This window comes from Bacillus sp. FSL W8-1143, from assembly GCF_037965155.1.
Taxonomy (GTDB): Bacteria; Bacillota; Bacilli; order Bacillales; family Bacillaceae; genus Bacillus; species Bacillus pumilus.
Window position 1 is genome coordinate 1,427,838 of record NZ_CP150182.1, and the last position, 19,503, is coordinate 1,447,340.

18 protein-coding genes are annotated in these 19,503 nt (G+C 41.7%); 13 read left to right on the forward strand and 5 right to left on the reverse strand.

The window, feature by feature from the left end; genetic code table 11:
* Positions 1-44 precede the first annotated feature (44 nt).
* The gene (locus NSQ36_RS07085) at positions 45-368 is read left to right on the forward strand and encodes a YlaH-like family protein (RefSeq protein WP_003210819.1); all 324 of its coding nucleotides are present in this window, start codon (positions 45-47) and stop codon (positions 366-368) included.
* Between the two features lie 31 nt (positions 369-399).
* On the opposite strand, the gene NSQ36_RS07090 is transcribed toward NSQ36_RS07085, so the two are convergent.
* Both NSQ36_RS07090 and NSQ36_RS07095 read right to left on the reverse strand, forming a co-directional pair.
* Positions 400-630: a YlaI family protein gene (locus NSQ36_RS07090; RefSeq protein WP_003210787.1), complete on the reverse strand. Its 231-nt coding sequence runs from the start codon at positions 628-630 to the stop codon at positions 400-402.
* A gap of 101 nt (positions 631-731) precedes the next feature.
* Positions 732-1,349, reverse strand: coding sequence for a YhcN/YlaJ family sporulation lipoprotein (locus NSQ36_RS07095; protein ID WP_310426892.1), 618 nt, complete (start codon positions 1,347-1,349; stop codon positions 732-734).
* 140 nt (positions 1,350-1,489) lie between these two features.
* Between NSQ36_RS07095 and NSQ36_RS07100 the strand changes: the two genes are divergently transcribed.
* A complete protein-coding gene (locus tag NSQ36_RS07100; RefSeq protein ID WP_034619937.1) occupies positions 1,490-2,812 on the forward strand; it encodes a PhoH family protein in 1,323 nt (440 codons plus the stop codon).
* Positions 2,813-2,828: 16 nt separating this feature from the next.
* Here NSQ36_RS07100 and NSQ36_RS07105 read toward each other — a convergent pair whose 3' ends face one another.
* Entirely contained in the window at positions 2,829-3,311 is a 483-nt protein-coding gene (locus NSQ36_RS07105) for a hypothetical protein (protein ID WP_050945113.1), read from the reverse strand.
* 119 nt (positions 3,312-3,430) lie between these two features.
* Here NSQ36_RS07105 and glsA point away from each other — a divergent pair, with 119 nt between their 5' ends.
* From glsA to NSQ36_RS07130, 5 genes are all read left to right on the forward strand, one after another.
* Positions 3,431-4,360 (forward strand): glutaminase A, encoded by a 930-nt coding sequence (gene glsA, locus NSQ36_RS07110; RefSeq protein ID WP_251191315.1) that lies wholly within the window; start codon positions 3,431-3,433, stop codon positions 4,358-4,360.
* A gap of 122 nt (positions 4,361-4,482) precedes the next feature.
* A complete protein-coding gene (locus NSQ36_RS07115; RefSeq protein ID WP_003212509.1) occupies positions 4,483-4,764 on the forward strand; it encodes a YlaN family protein in 282 nt (93 codons plus the stop codon).
* Positions 4,765-4,974: 210 nt separating this feature from the next.
* Positions 4,975-6,186, forward strand: a complete 1,212-nt coding sequence (gene ftsW / locus NSQ36_RS07120) for a putative lipid II flippase FtsW (RefSeq protein WP_339207101.1) — start codon at positions 4,975-4,977, stop codon at positions 6,184-6,186.
* 80 nt (positions 6,187-6,266) lie between these two features.
* On the forward strand, positions 6,267-9,713 hold the full coding sequence (gene pyc / locus NSQ36_RS07125; RefSeq protein WP_339207103.1) for a pyruvate carboxylase: 3,447 nt from the start codon (positions 6,267-6,269) through the stop codon (positions 9,711-9,713).
* Positions 9,714-10,011: 298 nt separating this feature from the next.
* Positions 10,012-11,445, forward strand: a complete 1,434-nt coding sequence (locus NSQ36_RS07130) for a deoxyribodipyrimidine photo-lyase (protein ID WP_339207104.1) — start codon at positions 10,012-10,014, stop codon at positions 11,443-11,445.
* Between the two features lie 40 nt (positions 11,446-11,485).
* On the opposite strand, the gene NSQ36_RS07135 is transcribed toward NSQ36_RS07130, so the two are convergent.
* Positions 11,486-12,409: a heme A synthase gene (locus tag NSQ36_RS07135; protein WP_003210766.1), complete on the reverse strand. Its 924-nt coding sequence runs from the start codon at positions 12,407-12,409 to the stop codon at positions 11,486-11,488.
* A gap of 393 nt (positions 12,410-12,802) precedes the next feature.
* On the opposite strand from NSQ36_RS07135, the gene cyoE reads away from it, so the two are divergent.
* The 6 genes from cyoE to ctaG all read left to right on the forward strand — a co-directional run bounded on the left by cyoE (position 12,803) and on the right by ctaG (position 18,965).
* Entirely contained in the window at positions 12,803-13,720 is a 918-nt protein-coding gene (gene cyoE / locus NSQ36_RS07140; RefSeq protein ID WP_003211774.1) for a heme o synthase, read from the forward strand.
* Between the two features lie 278 nt (positions 13,721-13,998).
* Complete coding sequence (gene coxB / locus NSQ36_RS07145; RefSeq protein WP_003212202.1) at positions 13,999-15,066, forward strand: cytochrome c oxidase subunit II; 1,068 nt, start codon at positions 13,999-14,001, stop codon at positions 15,064-15,066.
* A 166-nt stretch (positions 15,067-15,232) separates the two neighbouring features.
* Positions 15,233-17,104 (forward strand): cytochrome c oxidase subunit I, encoded by a 1,872-nt coding sequence (gene ctaD, locus NSQ36_RS07150; RefSeq protein WP_050945109.1) that lies wholly within the window; start codon positions 15,233-15,235, stop codon positions 17,102-17,104.
* Positions 17,101-17,724: a cytochrome c oxidase subunit III gene (gene ctaE, locus NSQ36_RS07155; protein ID WP_088001578.1), complete on the forward strand. Its 624-nt coding sequence runs from the start codon at positions 17,101-17,103 to the stop codon at positions 17,722-17,724. The genes ctaD and ctaE overlap by 4 nt, the downstream gene beginning before the upstream one ends.
* A gap of 2 nt (positions 17,725-17,726) precedes the next feature.
* Positions 17,727-18,056, forward strand: coding sequence for a cytochrome c oxidase subunit IVB (gene ctaF, locus NSQ36_RS07160; protein ID WP_003211520.1), 330 nt, complete (start codon positions 17,727-17,729; stop codon positions 18,054-18,056).
* Positions 18,057-18,086: 30 nt separating this feature from the next.
* Positions 18,087-18,965, forward strand: a complete 879-nt coding sequence (gene ctaG / locus NSQ36_RS07165; RefSeq protein ID WP_012009845.1) for a cytochrome c oxidase assembly factor CtaG — start codon at positions 18,087-18,089, stop codon at positions 18,963-18,965.
* A gap of 31 nt (positions 18,966-18,996) precedes the next feature.
* Here the strand turns inward: ctaG and NSQ36_RS07170 are convergent, their stop codons facing one another.
* Positions 18,997-19,362: a YugN family protein gene (locus NSQ36_RS07170; RefSeq protein WP_050945108.1), complete on the reverse strand. Its 366-nt coding sequence runs from the start codon at positions 19,360-19,362 to the stop codon at positions 18,997-18,999.
* Positions 19,363-19,503 lie beyond the last annotated feature (141 nt).

Here is a 19,503-nt window from a genome sequence, read left to right on the forward strand (position 1 = left end):
AATTAAAGAGATAGAACCCTGAAAGATAAGGGGAGGGAATCTTTTTGAATGATCAGGAAGTAAGTGAAAATCTATCCTTTTTCGCGATGCTGTTTCGTGTCGATGAAAATCCGCAAACAGGGATGTGGCTCCTATATGGCACCATCCTTGTTTTAGCGATTATTGTTTTTAAGCTCGGCTTTGCTAGACGTTTACCGATTTTAAAAGCGCTCGTGATTTACTTGTTTTTGATTTTTGGCTGCACGTTTCTCACATTTCTAGGAATCTTCCTGCCAGTAGCGGAAGGCCTAGTTGTGGCAGCTGCCATTTTGATTATTTATAAAATACGGCTGCATCGTGCGAAAAAAGAAGGAACAGTGAATACGTAAAAAAAGACCTGAACATGTGTCAGGTCTTTTTTTATGTCTTTTGTTCTTTTTTTCCTTTTTTCTTCTTTTTCTCTTTCGTCGCAGGATCTTGATAAAGAGAGAATCTGCCAGTCTTGATGCGTGCTTCTGTCTTTACTTTAATACGTTCCTGACAGTCATCGCACATATATGTATGAATCGGTCGATTTCTTAACCGCTTAGCAACGAGTGTATCATCATCAATGGTTTCAAGCTTCTCACATATTGAGCACTTCACTCTCATCCTTTTCACCTCACTTATTGCATTTATTATAGCATGTTTTCCAGCTACTTAAAATCAGCGTAGAAAACGGCTTATATCACAGGAGATATAAGCCGTTCTCTTTATTTCTTCTGATTCATATGATGGTTTGATTGATCGTTTTGATGTTCGTCTAACTGCTTTTGATCATTTTGTTTGAGCTGATCATTCGGCTCATTTGTCGGATCTGTTTCGTGGCGATCAATTTCATTTCTCGGCATCTCTGGCATCACGCGGCCGACAATGGCGGCTAGTTCATCCATAATCCCACTGACAGGACGGCCTGCTTGTATTTCTTTGCCCATTTCTTTTAACCGGCTGACTGTATCCGGATCAGCGACCACCACAGCATTCGCACCTTCTGGATCATTTTTCAGTGCTCTTGCAACTGAATATTTAATGTTTTCTACTTTGCTTCTATCTAAATCATCTTTTACATCAATACCAACAACAGCATAGCGGCCGATGACAATCGCCGTTGCATCATTGACATCTGCTACGTGCTCTGTCACTTTGACAAGATGCTGCGCAACATCTGTAGATGACCGGGCTTGATTGGTCTTTTTCTTCGTTGAGTCTGACACCCGTACTACGTGCTGGCGTCCATCTTGCTTGTCTAGTGCCTCTGGCTTTTCTTGCTGCTGACAAGCGCCCAACAGAATGATGGCTTGAATCATGAATAATGTCAAAAATAGTCGCATCTGTATTCCCTCCTTCACAAACTGCATGATTTATTTTATTGTTGAATTAACCTTCTAACTTTATTCATGAAAACATATATTTTAACAATCGTTTTGGGAAAGACAAGGATGAATGAAACCCCGATCAGGAGGCGAAGGACCTGAGTAAAATTTATGTATTAGACACAAATGTGTTATTACAGGATCCGAATTCAATCTTTTCATTTGAAGACAACGAGGTCGTCATACCAGCCGTTGTGTTAGAAGAAGTAGACTCAAAAAAGAGATATATGGACGAGGTTGGACAAAATGCCCGGCGCGTCTCACGCCTAATCGACGGTTTAAGATCGAAAGGGAAACTGCATGAAAAAATTACACTAGAGTCAAAAGGGACGCTACGCATTGAACTGAATCACCGCTCTTTTCATGAGCTTCAAGAAATTTTTATTGAAAAAACGAACGATAATCGAATTTTGGCAGTCGCGAAAAATTTAAGCTTAGAGGAAGAAACAAAGCCTCATGGCAGACCTGTTATTTTGGTCAGCAAGGATGTGTTAGTGCGGGTAAAGGCGGATGCTATAGGGCTTCAAGCAGAAGACTTCTTAAGTGACCGTGTTTTGCAAAATGAGGACATCGATAATGGCTATCATGAGCTCTACATTCCGACTGAGCAATTGAATACATTTTATAAGCAAAATCAATTACCAATAAAAGAGGTCACAAGCGCACCATTCAACCCTCATCAATTTGTCATCATGAAGGGAAATGAAGGTGGTTCTGCTTTAGGAATGCTTGATCAAAAGGCAGAGCATGTAAAACGTCTCGTTTATGATCAAGAGCATATTTGGGGAATCCGTCCAAAGAATGTCCAGCAGACGATGGCACTCGAGCTGCTTTTGCGCCGTGACATTCCGCTTGTGACACTGATTGGAAAAGCGGGGACTGGTAAAACATTGCTTGCACTTGCTGCCGGATTAATGCAGACAGAGGACCTCGGTATGTTTAAAAAGTTGATCGTGGCGCGCTCCATCGTGCCTGTCGGGAAAGATATAGGATATTTGCCTGGAGAAAAGGAAGAAAAGCTCAGACCATGGATGCAGCCGATCTATGACAACCTAGAGTTTTTATTTAATACAAAAAAGCCGGGCGAGCTTGATGCGATTTTGGCGGGAATTGGATCTATTCAAGTCGAAGCATTGACGTATATTCGGGGAAGAAGTATACCTGATCAATTTATTATCATTGATGAGGCGCAGAATTTAACAAAGCACGAGGTGAAAACATTATTAACGCGAGTCGGAGAGGGAAGTAAAATTGTGCTCATGGGAGATCCAGAGCAGATTGATCACCCTTATTTAGACAGCTTAAATAATGGGCTTACGTATGTGATTGAACGGTTCAAAGGGCAGCAAATATCTGGACATGTCAAGCTTGTCAAAGGAGAAAGGTCTGGACTTGCACAGCTTGCCGCTGATTTGCTATAGTCCAGACCATCTGTTCTTATGTAATGATCAGCTCTTTGACACCTTTTATCGGCTGAGTGAGGTTGGACTGATCCGCGAAATAGACGTGGATGGGTCCTTCTTCTGTGATTGGCTTACCATGTTGGCTGAAATGAGCAATGCTTTCCATTGCCTGAGAAAGCGGCACAGCAATTGTACCTGTCTCTGTGACAAATTCGCATGTATCCGCATGTTCAAGCGGCTCAGCATTTTTTAGCATATCGCCAAGCTTCATCCCGAAGCTGCCTGTGACGAGTCTTTCCTTTTCGTACTTCTTCTCTGTTTTTAACGTAGGTGGAAGAGTTTGACCTTCTCTTATGACCCGCTCTTGGTCAAGCTCCTGATCTAGCTGCTTTTCTTCACTTGCTGCATTTTTTTCAAAGAACGAATCCATTAAAAATTTGCGGTCATCAAAAATCCATACACTTGGATCAATGGTGATCTTGTACTGTACGTTCCCCTTGATTTGAATGATGCTCATGTTCAAGACAACCCCTTTCCAACATAAATTATAGAAGTTTTCTCCCGCTTTGTCACTTTCATAAACATGCTGCACCTTGTACACACTAATCATACATGAAAGATAGGGAGTGTATGAGCATGGCATGTCGCGACAATGAAGAGCTTCAGCGATTTGTAGAAGAAGCAAAAAAAGTGGCCAAAGATGGTCAAGTAGCATCCTATATTCCCGCTCTCGGCAAAGCGGATCAGACGGATTTATCTGTGGCAGTGTATCATGTGAGTAATACGTGCCACTCAGCTGGAGATGTAGATAAACGATTTACCCTTCAAAGCATTTCAAAAGTATTAGCACTGGCGCTTGTGCTCTCAGAAGAAGGGCCAAAAAAAGTCTTTCAATTTGTTGGACAAGAACCAACAGGTGACCCGTTTAATTCAATGATCAAACTGGAAACAGCGAGTCCGAATAAACCGCTGAATCCAATGATTAATGCAGGGGCGCTCGCAGTCACGAGTTTAATCAGAGGAGCGACTCCGCAAGATCAGCTGGGCCGGTTGCTCAGCTTCATTAGAGAGCTTGCAAATGACAAAAGCATTACATACTGCAAGGAAACAGCAGCCTCCGAATTTGAGACATCGATGATTAACCGGGCAATGTGCTATTATATGAAGCAATATCATATTATTAGAGGGAACGTAGAGGAAGTCATGGACGTCTATACGAAACAATGTGCCATCATGATGAACAGCTTGGATTTGGCGAAAATTGCTTGTGTTTTTTCATTAGACGGCAGACATCCAGAAACGGGGAAGCGAATTCTTTCAAAAGATGTCGCTAGAATTTGTAAAACCTTTATGGTGACGTGCGGCATGTACAATGCGAGCGGAGAATTTGCCATTAACATCGGAATTCCTGCAAAAAGCGGTGTCTCAGGCGGGATTATGGGAGCTGCACCATATGATTTTGGAATCGGTATCTTCGGTCCGGCTTTGGATGAAAAAGGGAATAGTATTGCTGGGATTAAGCTGCTTGAGCTGATGAGTGAAAAATACGAGATGAGTATCTTTTAATGAAGGAAGGCTTCTTTTTATTTTTACAAAGCGAACTGTACAAATCTGCTTGCAATTTTGGGCGTTTCGCTTTATGATAAATAGAAGAATTAGGTACTCGCCTGGGGAACGGAGGGATACTTTTGGCGTCAGAAATTTTAGTCGATCATCGGCAAAAAGCACTGGCTTTATTAAAATTGGATGCAGATAAAATTTTAAAATTGATCCAAGTGCAAATGGACAACTTAACGATGCCGCAATGTCCTCTTTATGAAGAGGTTTTAGATACTCAAATGTTCGGATTATCGAGAGAAATTGATTTTGCTGTCCGGCTTGGATTAGTTGATCAACATGAAGGTAAGAAACTACTCGATAAACTTGAGAGAGAGCTTTCCGCACTTCATGATGCGTTCACAAAAAAATAATGATTGAAAACTCAAACTTCCTTAACATAAGTTTGAGTTTTTTTGTCCTCTATTTTCTTTTCATTGTTTCATGTCAAACGGACTTGATTCATTCATGAATGACGAACAATATAAAAGAGGTAAAACGAGATCAAACGGAGAAAATGTAGTAGAATAAAAACAGCTAAGAGGATATCAAGCAGTAGAAACAGACGTTAGGAAGAGGATTATATGTTAAAGAGAATGCTAAAATCGTATGACTACTCATTATTGTTCGCCATTATTTTAATTAGCGCATTCGGTTTGGTCATGGTGTATAGCTCAAGTATGATTACATCTGTGATTAGATACGATGCCGCGCCAGATAATTTTTTTAAGAAACAGCTTTTATTTATGATCGTTGGAGCAGTCATCTTGCTCTTTACAGCATTAGTTCCATATCAGCTGTTTTCAAATAAGAAATTTCAAATCGGTATGCTGCTGCTATCCGTTTTTTCCCTCATCTATGTGTACTTTGGCGGTCATATTGCAGGGAACGCAAGAAGCTGGATTAAAGTAGGCCCATTCAGTCTTCAGCCAGCGGAATTTGTGAAGATTGTCGTTATTATTTATCTTGCTGCTGTGTATGCAAAAAAGCAGCATTATATTGATCATATTTTACGAGGAGTCACACCTCCAATCGTGATTGTTTCAATCTTATGCGGATTTATCATTTTGCAGCCAGACTATGGGACAGCCTTTATCATTGGCATGATTGCTCTTGCGATGATTTTATGCTCAGGGTTTAGCGGGAAAACACTTGTTAAGCTGCTGGCGTTATTTAGTGCCGTGATGGTCATCGTAACCCCATTTATTATTCTGTTCTGGGATAAAATATTCACGCAAAATCGCCTCGGGCGTTTTGAGAGTTTCCAAGATCCCTTTAAAGATGCAGGGGATACTGGACATCAATTGATTAATTCCTATTACGCCATTGGATCAGGCGGCTTTTTTGGACTGGGTCTAGGAGAAAGCGTTCAAAAGTACGGGTATCTTCCAGAGCCGCACACAGATTTTATCATGGCAATCATTTCAGAAGAGCTTGGCTTTTTCGGCGTATTTTTTGTACTCGCTCTCCTTGGCTTCATCGTCGTGAAAGGTTTTTATATTGCAAGAAAGTGTGAAGATCCATTTGGAAGTTTGCTTGCAATAGGAATTTCCTCCATGATTGCGATCCAAACATGCATTAATTTAGGCGGTGTTTCAGGTCTGATTCCGATTACTGGGGTCACTCTTCCGTTTATTAGCTACGGGGGATCGTCCATCATTTTACTGAGCGGTTGTATGGGAATATTGCTGAATATCAGCATGTTTACTGAATATAAAGAGCGTTACAAAAAGAAAAAATCAATGAGCAAGCCATCAGTTCAAAAAAATGGATTGCAGAAAACTTTGAATCTTTAGAAAACAAAAGTGTACAGTTTTCATTTCTTCCTTTATTATAGAGTACATATAAAATTTTAAGGGATATGGAGGAGTGAGAAATGTCACAGAGAACAATTCAAAAGGTTCTAGTTGCAAACAGAGGGGAAATTGCTATCAGAGTCTTCAGGGCCTGTACGGAGCTCAATTTACGTACAGTAGCCATTTATTCCAAAGAAGACTCGGGCTCTTATCATCGCTATAAAGCCGATGAAGCATATCTAGTTGGAGAAGGGAAAAAGCCGATTGATGCCTACCTTGATATCGAGGGGATCATCGAAATTGCAAAACGAAATGACGTGGATGCGATTCATCCAGGATACGGATTTTTATCTGAAAACATTCATTTTGCAAGACGATGCGAAGAGGAAGGCATTCAATTTATCGGCCCAACTTCTCAACATTTAGATATGTTTGGAGATAAAGTAAAGGCAAGAGAAGAAGCGAAAAAAGCTGGAATTCCAGTCATTCCAGGAAGTGACGGACCAGTTGATTCGGCCGAAGAAGTCGAAAAATTCGGTGAAGAATACGGTTACCCATTTATTATTAAAGCTTCACTAGGCGGCGGCGGCCGGGGTATGCGGATTGTCAGAACGAAAGAGGAGCTGAAGGAAGCCTATGACCGTGCGAAGTCAGAGGCAAAAGCGGCTTTTGGAAATGACGAAGTATACGTTGAAAAACTGATTGAAAATCCGAAACACATTGAGGTGCAGGTGATTGGTGACAATCACGGCAATATCATTCATTTATATGAGCGTGACTGCTCTGTTCAAAGGCGGCATCAAAAAGTTATTGAAGTGGCGCCAAGTGTGTCTCTTACAGATCAACTGCGTGAAGATATTTGCGAAGCGGCTGTTCAGCTGGCTCGGAATGTATCATATATCAATGCAGGAACTGTAGAATTCCTTGTTGCAAATGGAGAGTTTTACTTTATTGAAGTCAATCCAAGGGTACAGGTAGAACACACGATCACTGAAATGATCACTGGTGTCGATATCGTCCAAACCCAAATTCTTGTCGCAAAGGGCTATGACCTTCACAGCAAGGAAGTCGGTATATCAAAGCAAGAAGATATTTTCACACATGGTTTTGCCATTCAATCAAGGGTTACAACAGAAGATCCTTTAAATGATTTTATGCCAGACACAGGGAAAATTATGGCCTACCGTTCAGGCGGGGGATTTGGTGTACGACTTGATACAGGGAACAGCTTTCAAGGTGCAGTCATTACACCTTATTACGATTCACTATTGGTCAAGCTGTCCACATGGGCGCTCACATTTGACCAAGCGGCTGCTAAAATGGTTCGAAACTTACAGGAATTCAGGATTCGCGGAATTAAAACAAACATTCCGTTTCTTGAAAACGTGGCAAAGCATGAGAAGTTTCTAAAAGGGGAATACGATACGTCGTTTATCGATTCAACGCCAGAGCTATTTAATTTCCCTAAGCAAAAAGACCGTGGAACGAAGATGCTGACTTATATTGGTAACGTGACCATTAATGGATTCCCTGGTATTGCGGAGAAAAAGAAGCCTCATTTTGACAAGCCTGTTGTACCGAAGCTTCCTCTCAAGCAAGAGATGCCATCTGGGACTAAACAATTGTTAGATGCGCATGGACCTGAGGGCCTTGCCAATTGGGTGAAAGAACAAAAGAGCGTCCTTTTAACAGATACAACCTTTAGGGACGCGCATCAGTCTCTGCTTGCGACCCGCTTCAGAACTCATGATTTAAAGAAAGTAGCCCAGCCAACAGCAGGTTTATGGCCAGAGCTGTTTAGTATGGAAATGTGGGGCGGTGCTACATTTGATGTTGCGTACCGTTTCTTAAAAGAAGATCCTTGGCAGCGATTAAAAGAGCTTCGCCAAGAAGTGCCAAACACGTTGTTCCAAATGCTTTTAAGATCATCAAACGCTGTCGGATATACAAACTATGCGGATAATGTGATTAAAGCATTTGTAAAGGAATCTGCCGAGGCAGGCATTGACGTGTTCCGTATTTTCGATAGCTTAAACTGGGTCAAAGGCATGACACTTGCCATTGATTCTGTTCGTGAATCAGGCAAAGTGGCAGAGGCAGCCATTTGTTATACGGGGGACATTCTCGATCCATCTCGTCCGAAATATGATCTTAAGTACTATGTATCTCTTGCGAAAGAGCTTGAATCTGCCGGTGCACATATTTTAGGTATTAAAGATATGGCGGGATTATTAAAGCCGCAGGCAGCTTATGAGTTAGTCTCTGCTTTAAAAGATGAACTCACAATCCCTATCCATCTTCATACACATGACACGAGTGGAAATGGACTGTTCACCTATGCAAGGGCAATTGATGCAGGTGTTGATATTGTCGATGTGGCCGTCAGCTCTATGGCAGGACTCACATCGCAGCCAAGCGCAAGCTCACTGTACTATGCTTTAGATGGGCATGAAAGAAAGCCAGACATGAACGTCCAATCTGTCGAACACCTTTCTCAATACTGGGATTCTGTTAGAAAATACTACCGTGAATTCGAAAGTGGCATGAATTCACCTCATACAGAAATTTATGAGCATGAAATGCCTGGCGGACAGTATAGTAACTTGCAGCAACAGGCGAAAGGTGTCGGACTTGGCGACCGCTGGAACGAAGTAAAAGAAATGTACAGACGTGTGAATGACATGTTTGGTGATATTGTGAAGGTGACACCTTCCTCTAAAGTAGTCGGAGACATGGCACTTTATATGGTGCAAAATGATTTAACAGAGGAAGATGTCTATGAAAAAGGAGCAACTTTAGACTTCCCTGATTCTGTTGTGGAGCTATTTAAAGGCTATTTAGGCCAGCCGCATGGCGGGTTCCCTGAAAAATTGCAAAAGCTGATTTTAAAAGGAGAAGAACCGCTCACTGTTAGACCTGGTGAAAAGCTGAAGCCAGTTGACTTTGAAGCTATTCAGCAGCAGTTCAAAGAATCTCATGACCTGACGCTGACAGAGCAAGACGCGATTGCGTATGCCTTATATCCAAAAGTCTTTTCTGAATTTGCCCAAACAGCAGAAAGCTACGGAGACATCTCTGTTCTTGACACACCAACGTTCTTCTACGGGATGAGGCTTGGTGAAGAGATTGAGGTAGAAATCGAAAAAGGAAAAACCCTCATTGTTAAACTCGTGTCAATTGGAGAACCGAATCCAGATGCCACAAGAGTTCTTTACTTTGAGCTAAATGGACAGCCGCGTGAAGTCGTGATTAAGGATGAAAGCATCAAATCATCCGTTCAAGAAAAAATGAAGGCGGACCGTTCAAATCCAAATCACATTGCCGCATCAATGCCAGGCACTGTCATCAAAGTGCTCGTGGAAAAAGGACAGAAAATCTCGCAAGGTGAGCATTTGATGATCAATGAAGCCATGAAAATGGAGACGACTGTACAAGCCCCATTCACTGCGGTCGTAGATGAAATACATGTGACAAATGGAGAACCGATTCAAACCGGAGATCTGCTGATTGTTTTAAAGCCTGAATAATAAGTGAGACACATCCATCGTGATGTGTTTCAGCGTGTAGACAAACCCTCGCATTCTTTGTCAGGTCTGCGCTTCGGTGCTCACGAATGTCAAATTCGCTCCGCTCCGGTGCTCGCCCTTCCTAGACTGCAAAGGTTTTCTATCACGCTGAAAAGAAGACAAAGGGCTAAAATAAAAATCATTTTAGCCCTTTGTCTACAATCTGAGACACATCCATCGTGATGTGTCTTTTTTTGAGCGCATTAAAATGTGCAGCAGCCTGCGAGAGTGATTACACTATAGAGTGAGGTGAAGAAAGTTGGAAATTGTCGTGATTTGGTTTCGCCGAGATATGCGATTGGATGATCATATCGCCTTGTCAAAAGCGATCACTTATGCAAAAAAACACGAGTACAAATTATTGGCTCTTTATCATCTAGATCCATTCTTTACTGAAATGGAAATGGATATAAATAACGAACATTTCTTTCAAAACTTGGCGCATTTCGTTAAGGAAGCGAGAGAATCTCAAGTGTATGTTCACCTTCTCCATGATGATGTCCTGCGCGCCTTTCAGCAGGTCATGGAAGTGTATGACATCAAAGCCGTCTTTTTTAACGAAGATGAGGTGGGTATCGGTCAAAGGCGTGACAAGCAAGTAACCGATTTTTTAGAAAAGAAGGGCATTCATGTGTCAACATGGCAAGATACACACCTTCACGGGGCGCGAGATATTTTAAAAGCAGATGGGTCACATTATCAAGTGTTTACCCCATACTATCAATCATGGCGTAAGCAAGAAAAGCAGCCTGTGATAAAAGTTGACAAATCATTTTTTAGCAGCGAGCATACGATTTGTGATGAGCCACTTTCGCAAAAAGGAAATGATAAACTGCGAGAATTGATAAAGGGCTACTCAAGGAAGTTTGATCAAATCGGCTCAGACAAAGCGATGAACACGCTTCATCAATTTATTCAAAAAAGATTAACGCGTTACCATGAGAAACGAGATATTCCGTCTGTTTTTGGAACGAGCAAGCTGTCGCGGTTCTTAAAAACAGGCACTATTTCGATTCGAACAATCTTTCATGCGATATATGAAGAAGCACTCTATGAAGACGAGGGCAGAGAGACTTTTATCAAAGAGCTGGCATGGCGTGATTTTTATCATATGATTTATGCGCATTATCCTGAGATGAAAGAAAAAGAAATCAATTCGGCGTTTCAAGGAATGGAATGGAATGAAGATGAGACGCTGTTTGAAGCTTGGTGTAAAGGAGAGACAGGTTTTCCGCTCGTTGATGCAGGGATGAGACAGTTAAATGAGGAGGGCTGGATGCATAACCGTTTGCGAATGATTACAGCTTCATTTTTAACAAAGGATTATTTGATTGATTGGAGAAAGGGCGAAGCGTATTTTGCAAAAAAACTTGTGGATTATGATGAGGCGTCAAATATCGGAGGATTTCAGTGGGCAGCCTCCGTCGGAACAGATGCGGTGCCGTACTTCCGTATTTTCAACCCGACCACTCAGTCAAAGCGATTTGACCCGAGCGGAGAATATATTAGAAAATATGTACCAGAGCTAGAGCATGTCGATGAAAAATGGATTCATGAACCAAGTAAAATGCCGATTGATGAGCAATTGAAATCGGGCTGTGTGCTAGGTGATACATACCCGCTGCCGGCAGTTGACCACCAGGAAAGACGCAAAAAAGCCATTTCGCTATTTGAAGAAGCAAAACAACAATAAAACAAATCCCCCATTCCGCAAGAAAGGGGGATACAAATTCTTATTTGAATGGTTCTTTGCTTTCATATTTAAACCGGGCAATGAGTAGGCAGAAGTAACAGAGTACTCCAAACAAACAGGAAATAAAGAATGAATGAGCCAGCGCATAACCTAGTGCGAGCTGAGAATACACAGACATCACACCTGAAATCGCTTGAAGTGTAATGAGAATGGCTGAAATGATCCATCCATAATACAGCTGCTTCTGTTCTTTATAATGTTTCATGGCATGGAACATCGCAACAAATATCCAGACGAATAAAAGAAGTGCTGCTGCTCGGTGAGACATTTGCACCCACTGATTAAAGTATGCTGGAAGTGCACCGTCTTTTGAACAAAACGGGAAAACAGAGCAAGCAAGGCTTGACTTAGTATGCCTCACATAAGCACCCGTGTACACCACGATATACGTATAGGTGATCAAACCATAAATATGAAACTGCATTTTTTTGCCGATATGAAGCGGCTTCACAAGCTTTGTTTCAGATCTGGTTGCCTCAAATACAAGAAGCGCAAGCAATAACACTGAAGCAAAAGAAATGAGTGAAATACCGAAGTGCAGTGCCATGACAAGTGCGTTGGAACCAAACACGACGGCAAGAGCCCCTAACAGCGCTTGTAGCAGTAAGAATATAATCGACATGATGACCAAAAATTTGGTTTCACGGAATACTGGACTAATCTTTTTCCAGCATAAGACCGCCAGTGCCAAGACAAGAATGGTTGAAACCCCTGTTGACATGCGGTGACTCCATTCGATGATGGAAGCAGGGTTCATTTCAGGGAAGAAACGACCGTGACAAAGGGGCCACTGCCTGCCGCAGCCAAGACCCGAGCCGGTTTTCGTCACAAGCGCACCGCCAATCAAAACGATCAGCATCACAAACGTTGTGATCACGCTCAATAACCTTAAAGCAAATTTCATCAAATTATTTCACCTTCTCTAAAAAACTTCTGATCTAATTGAAAAACCTCACATGCTCTCAAGTTTAAGCCAAATGCGTGTTCTGTTGCAATTCATAATGACCAAAGTTCACAAAAAAATGATATGTTAGTTCACAAAGTTTACAGATTTAGAGTGCTTGATCTTTCTTTCACAGTCTGATAGAAATAGAGGAGAGAATATTTCATTTTGCACCGCCTTCTGAAACACAGGTAAATCCTAATAAATTCACTAAAAGTTCACAAATAACTTCGAGATTGTCGTTTATTATTTAATAGGATGTTTTTTTACAGCTGTTTATCTTGTATGATAGAGTTGTAACGAATTTACGTTTCATTGTTTGTTTGAAGGTTTGGGCAAGGGAGGTTATACACATTGGCAAATTCCAAAACAGCCGCGGAAGCAGCTATTCATGGACAAATAGAAGAAACAACAGCTTGGAAAGATTTTCTTGCTCTGATTAAAATGGGCATCGTCAATTCCAACTTCATTACAACATTTACTGGAATGTGGCTTGCTTTTTATTTTACAGGGATGAGTTTCCTTGGGAATCTTGATATTGTGCTGTTAACAATGATTGGTTCTTCTCTTATTATTGCCGGTTCATGCGCCATTAATAATGCGTTTGACCGTGATATTGATATATTAATGGAAAGAACAAAAACAAGACCGACGGTTACAGGTAAGATTCAGCCGGGGCAAGCGTATGCATTTGGTATTTTGCTTGTTGTACTTGGACTCATCATGCTTCTGATGACAACTATCACATCAGCAGTGATTGGATTTATCGGAGTCTTTACTTATGCGGTTCTTTACACCATGTGGTCTAAACGCCATTACACCATTAATACCGTTATTGGAAGTGTATCTGGTGCGGTGCCGCCATTAATCGGCTGGACAGCTGTCACAGGTACAATCGACACAACGGCTTGGGTTTTGTTTATGATTATGTTCATTTGGCAAATCCCGCACTTCCTGTCACTTGCGATTAAGAAAACGGAAGATTACCGTAAGGCAGGTATTCCAATGCTACCAGTCGTTTATGGCTTTGAAGTCACGAAACGCCAAATCATCATTTGGACAGCATGTCTTCTCCCGCTTCCATTTTTCTTAGGTGGATTAGGATGGCCGATTGTCGCACTTGGCACATTGCTGAATATTGGATGGCTCGTCATTGGCCTTATGGGCTTTAAAATGAAAGACGTCATGAAGTGGTCAACGCTCATGTTCGTTTATTCATTAAACTACTTAACCATCTTTTTCGTCGCGATGATTATTATTACACTATTCTAGAGTAAAATACACTTTGATCACATCAAAACAAGGCTATATCTTATAACACAACATTTTCTAACAACTATGAAAGCCGCCTGATATTCAGTTCTATTTAGGCGGCTTTCTGTTTATACATAGATGGTATTTTGAGTAAAAACATCATTTTTTTATGAAAACAGGAAATGTAAGTGCTTTTATAAGAGGCGGGGGTTATGGATGGGTGAAAAGTGATTTTATAAATAAGAGGTAAAAAGCGAAAGGCAAAGGAGATCAAGCAAAAGGGGTTGGGACAAATTATGATAAGAAAATGGCGTGTTTATTCACTGTTTCTCTTATTGACGCTCGTTTTGGCGGGCTGTGGTGAACCATACTTATCAACACTCAAACCAGTTGGGGAAGTAGCAGATAAACAATTTTTCCTAACGGTACTGAGTACACTCATTATGGTTCTTGTCGTCATTGTTGTATCGATCATTTTCTTTTACGTCATCATTAAATTCAAACGTTCTAAAGTTGGAGAAGATACGATTCCAAAGCAGGTGGAAGGGAACCGTAACCTAGAAATTACGTGGACAGCGATTCCGATTCTTCTCCTCATTATTCTCGTTGTGCCTGTTGTGGCATACACGCTTGAGCTTGGGGATACAAGCGCTATGGATAAGAAAAAACGAGATCCTGAAAAGACACTTGTTGTCAATGTAAGAGCCAGTTTATATTGGTGGGAATTCGAATACCCTGATTATGGGATTGTCACGAGTCAGGAATTGATTGTACCGACAGATCAAAAGGTCTACTTCAAGCTGAAAGCATCTGATGTGAAACACTCTTTCTGGGTTCCATCGGCTGGCGGTAAAATTGATACAAACACAGACAATGAAAACAAGTTTTATTTAACCTTTGATTCAAAACGAACGAAAGATGCAGGAGAATATTTCTACGGGAAATGTGCGGAGCTTTGCGGTCCCTCGCATGCTTTAATGGACTTTAAAGTTAAAACGCTTTCTCAAGATGAGTTTTTAGGATGGACGAAAAAAATGGCTGATTACAAGAAGCCTACATCCACAAAAGATCTTGCCCTTGAAGGTGAAAAATTATTTAAAGAGAAAAACTGCTTGAGCTGTCACGCAGTAGAGCCTGGGGACGAACGGCCGGAAGCGGCAAGGACAGCACCAAACCTTGCAACCTTCGGAGAGCGAACGAAAGTAGCTGGAATTAAAGACATGAACAAAGAAAACGTGAAAGCATGGCTGAAAGATCCAGAGAGCTTTAAACCAGGAAATAAAATGACAGGGACGTACCCTAAATTAAATGACTCAGAAGCAGATGCACTTTATGAGTATTTAAAAGGACTTAAAATCGAGTAATTTCTAATAGGAATGTGTAAGAGGGTATGTAATCGATGTGAAGTTTTTGTTAAGAGCTCCCGAATATGTCTCTACAACCAAGAAGTAGCCATCTGTCAGACACAGTCTGTGTAAAGTTAAAACATCTATATGAAAAGGGGCAAATGGGAGATAAGAGGGGGATTTCATGGTGAGTACTATAGCTAAAAAGCGGGGGTTTGGCGCTGTCTTATGGGATTACTTGACGACGGTTGACCACAAAAAAATTGCCATACTATATTTAGTGGCAGGGGGATTTTTCTTTTTAATTGGCGGCCTGGAAGCGATGATAATCCGTATTCAGCTAGCCATCCCTGAAAATGATTTTGTAAGTGCAGGGTTTTACAATGAAGTCATGACGATGCATGGAACAACGATGATTTTCCTTGCAGCAATGCCGCTTTTATTTGCATTAATGAATGCGGTTGTACCTATTCAAATTGGTGCACGTGACGTAGCGTTTCCATTTGTGAATTCACTTGGTTTTTGGCTGTTCTTTTTCGGAGGAATTTTCTTAAATCTTGGATGGTTTATGGGCGGGGCACCTGATGCAGGCTGGACTGCATACGCTTCGCTCACGCTGAATTCAGAAGGACACGGCATGGATTTCTATATTTTAGGGTTGCAGATAGCGGGTATTGGTACGCTAATTGCCGGAATCAACTTTCTTGCAACGATTATTAATATGAGAACGCCTGGTATGACGTATATGAGAATGCCGCTCTTTACTTGGACGACATTTGTCGCCTCAGCACTGATTTTATTCGCATTCCCGCCGCTTACTGCAGGGCTTGCGATGCTGATGCTTGATAGAATGTTTGATACGAGCTTTTTTAATCCAGAGCTCGGCGGAAATACAATCATCTGGGAGCATTTGTTCTGGATTTTCGGACACCCAGAAGTTTATATCTTAATCCTGCCAGCATTCGGAATATTTTCTGAAATCATTCCAGTGTTTGCAAGAAAAAGGCTGTTTGGGTATTCGTCGATGGTGTTTGCGACTGTATTGATTGGTTTCCTTGGATTCATGGTGTGGGCGCATCACATGTTCACAACTGGACTTGGTCCGATTGCCAATGCCATCTTTGCTGTAGCTACAATGGCGATTGCGGTGCCGACAGGAATTAAAGTATTTAACTGGCTGCTCACCATATGGGGCGGTAATGTGAAGTTTACAACGCCAATGCTGTATTCCGTTGCCTTTATACCGTCGTTTTTACTTGGCGGGGTAACCGGAGTCATGCTTGCAGCAGCTGCAGCAGATTATCAGTTCCATGATACGTACTTTGTTGTGGCGCATTTCCACTACGTCATTATCGGCGGGGTCGTATTCGGTATTTTAGCTGGTGTGCATTACTGGTGGCCGAAGATGTTTGGAAAAATACTGAATGAGAAGCTTGGGAAAATTGGCTTTGTGCTGTTTTTCGTCGGTTTCCATTTAACCTTCTTTATCCAGCATTTTCTCGGTCTTTGGGGCATGCCGCGCCGAGTCTTTACATTCTTGCCGGGTCAGGGGCTAGACCTTGGGAACTTGGTCAGTACGATTGGGGCACTGTTCATGTTTGTAGCTGTTGTCATCATGCTGATTAATATCATCTGGACGACAGCAAAAGGGGAGCGTGTATCGGGCGATCCTTGGGGAGATGGAAGAACGCTTGAATGGGCAGTGTCTTCACCTCCGCCAGAATATAACTTTAAACAGCTTCCGCTTGTCAGAGGACTAGATCCATTATGGATTGAAAAAATGGATGGTAAAAAAGGAATGACAGCATCTGAACCGCTCGATGATATTCACATGCCGAATAATTCCATCTTACCTGTCATTATCTCATTCGGTCTATTTGTGTCAGCGTTTGGCTTCATGTATCGTCAAGAGCATAGCTGGGGGCTTCCAGTGATTCTCATTGGTCTTGGCATTACATTTGCGACCATGCTGGTTCGCTCTCTTAAAGACGATCATGGGTACCATATTCACAAAGAAGATTTGACCGATGACGATGATAAAGGGGTGAAAGCATAATGGAACCACAAAAAATGACAGCAGAAACTTTTCCGGCTTCTCCTGAGAAAGCCACGTTAGAAGGAAAGAATAAGTTCGTCGGGTTCTGGTTGTTTCTTGGGGGAGAAACCGTTCTGTTTGCATCGCTCTTTGCCACGTATTTGGCGCTGAAAAACTCTAATGCAGGCGGAGCAAAAACAACTGATATGTTTGATCTCACGCTTGTCTTTATTGCCACGATGCTACTACTAACGAGCAGTTTAACGAGTGTGTATGCAATGTATCATATGAAAAACTTTGCCTTTAAAAAGATGCAGCTTTGGCTTGGTGTGACTGTGCTATTAGGTGCTTCATTTTTAGGGGTTGAGATTTATGAATTCTATCATTATGTGCATGCGTATGATTTTACCATTACCAGCTCAGCTCTTGGTTCCTCCTTCTATACACTTGTAGGAACTCACGGGGCTCACGTCGCCTTTGGACTTTGCTGGATTACCGCTCTTATGATTCGAAATATGAGACGCGGACTCGATTTATACAATGCGCCGAAATATTATGTGGCAAGTCTGTATTGGCACTTCATTGATGTTGTGTGGGTCTTCATCTTTACCGTTGTATATTTAATGGGAATGGTGGGATAAGAATGGGAAATAAAAACACAAATCAGTCTAAAGTCGATCTTGTATACCGTAAAAAGAAAAATGCCGAAGAAATGAAGCATCAGCTCATTTCTTTCGGCTTGATGATTGGATTAACCTTTGTTGCCTTTTTAACAATCGCTTCTGAAGACGTAGGAAACTGGTTCGCAGTACCATTTATTTTACTGCTTGCCGTTATTCAGGTGGCTTTTCAGCTTTATTATTTTATGCACATGAACCAAAAAGGGCATGAAACACCCGCATTGTTTCTTTACTCAGGTGTGTTTGTCGCGTTTATTACCGTATTAGCCTTTTTGACCATTATTTGGTGGTAAGCCCGCTTTGCCCTTGAAGGAGGCGCAGCAATGGAGAACTTAGAAATATTCGGATTTCGGGCATTATGGAGCCCTTACTATTTGACTAGTATTGTCATAGCAGCTGCTCTTTATCTGCTTCTTGTGACAAAGGGGAAGCATCGTGCGACGGTAAAAGAGAAAACGTTGTTTCTGACGGGGCTTGTTCTGTTATACGCCGTAAAAGGAAGCCCAATTGATTTAATGGGGCATATTATGTTTAGTGCACATATGGCGCAAATGGCGGTGCTCTATTTAGTCATTCCGCCTCTCCTTATTACAGGATTACCTGCGGCCATTTGGGAGCGGATCATACAAACACCAGGCATTCAGCAGATGTTTCGTTTGTTTTCCAAGCCTTTAATTGCATTGCTTGGGTTTAACGGCTTGTTTTCGATGTACCATATTCCGCTTGTGTTTGACTTTGTGAAAACAGATCCGTTTTATCATGCGCTGATGACAGTGGTCATTTTTATCGCTGCCTTTTTCATGTGGTGGCCGCTCGTTCATAAAGTCCAAAGTCAGCCTCAGATTACAGGCATTTTAAAGCTTGGTTATATCATGGCAGACGGGATATTAATGACTCCTGCGTGTGCACTCATCATGTTTAGTGAGGCACCGATCTATGCAACCTATTCTGATGCTGGTGCTTGGATACAGGCGCTGCATCTATGCGTACCAAGTGATACGCTGGCAGGTCTTGCGCTCACAGGTCCTGAAATGTTCCATACCTTGCCGCTGCTAGAAGACCAGCAGCTAGGCGCGATTTTGATGAAAATTATTCAGGAGATTGTGTACGGCTCGATCCTTGCTGTTGTCTTCTTTGACTGGGCAAGAAAAGAAAGAGCGAAAGATGCCGTACCAGATGCCCTGATTCCGAAATATGAATGAAAAAAGCACAGCCGGATGGCTGTGCTTTCGTTTATGCTTCTGCAGTCATTGCTTCTAGTTTTTCTTTCAGCTGTTCAAGCGTTTTTTTGCTTGATTGGATGAGAGACTTAGGGAAATCTTCGCCTTCACCGTATTCAACACCGTGCGGATAATAATGTTTTCCAAGTAAAGGTGTAAGAAGCTGTATGTGTGCTCTTTTTGAACCTACATCTCCTTCGGTGGCGTAGCCGGAAATGCGTAAATAAAAGGTTCCCTCTACCATGTTAAACTTTCTGTCGTACGTCACACGCTCATAATCCCATTGATCGGCTCGTACAAATCCTTCACTTTCCATGATGAAATCTAATTTATTTAAGTCAGCTGCTACCTTTTCAATCCCCGTACCTTCAAACTTCACCCAAAACCCCTCCTTATAAAAATTCCCTTTACTGACAATCATAGTATGAAAGCGTTAAACTTTCAACTGTGAAAGGTATGTTCTTTTATAACCTGGTTACAGTAATAAAGAAAATAACAGATGGAGGAATCAACGTGAAAA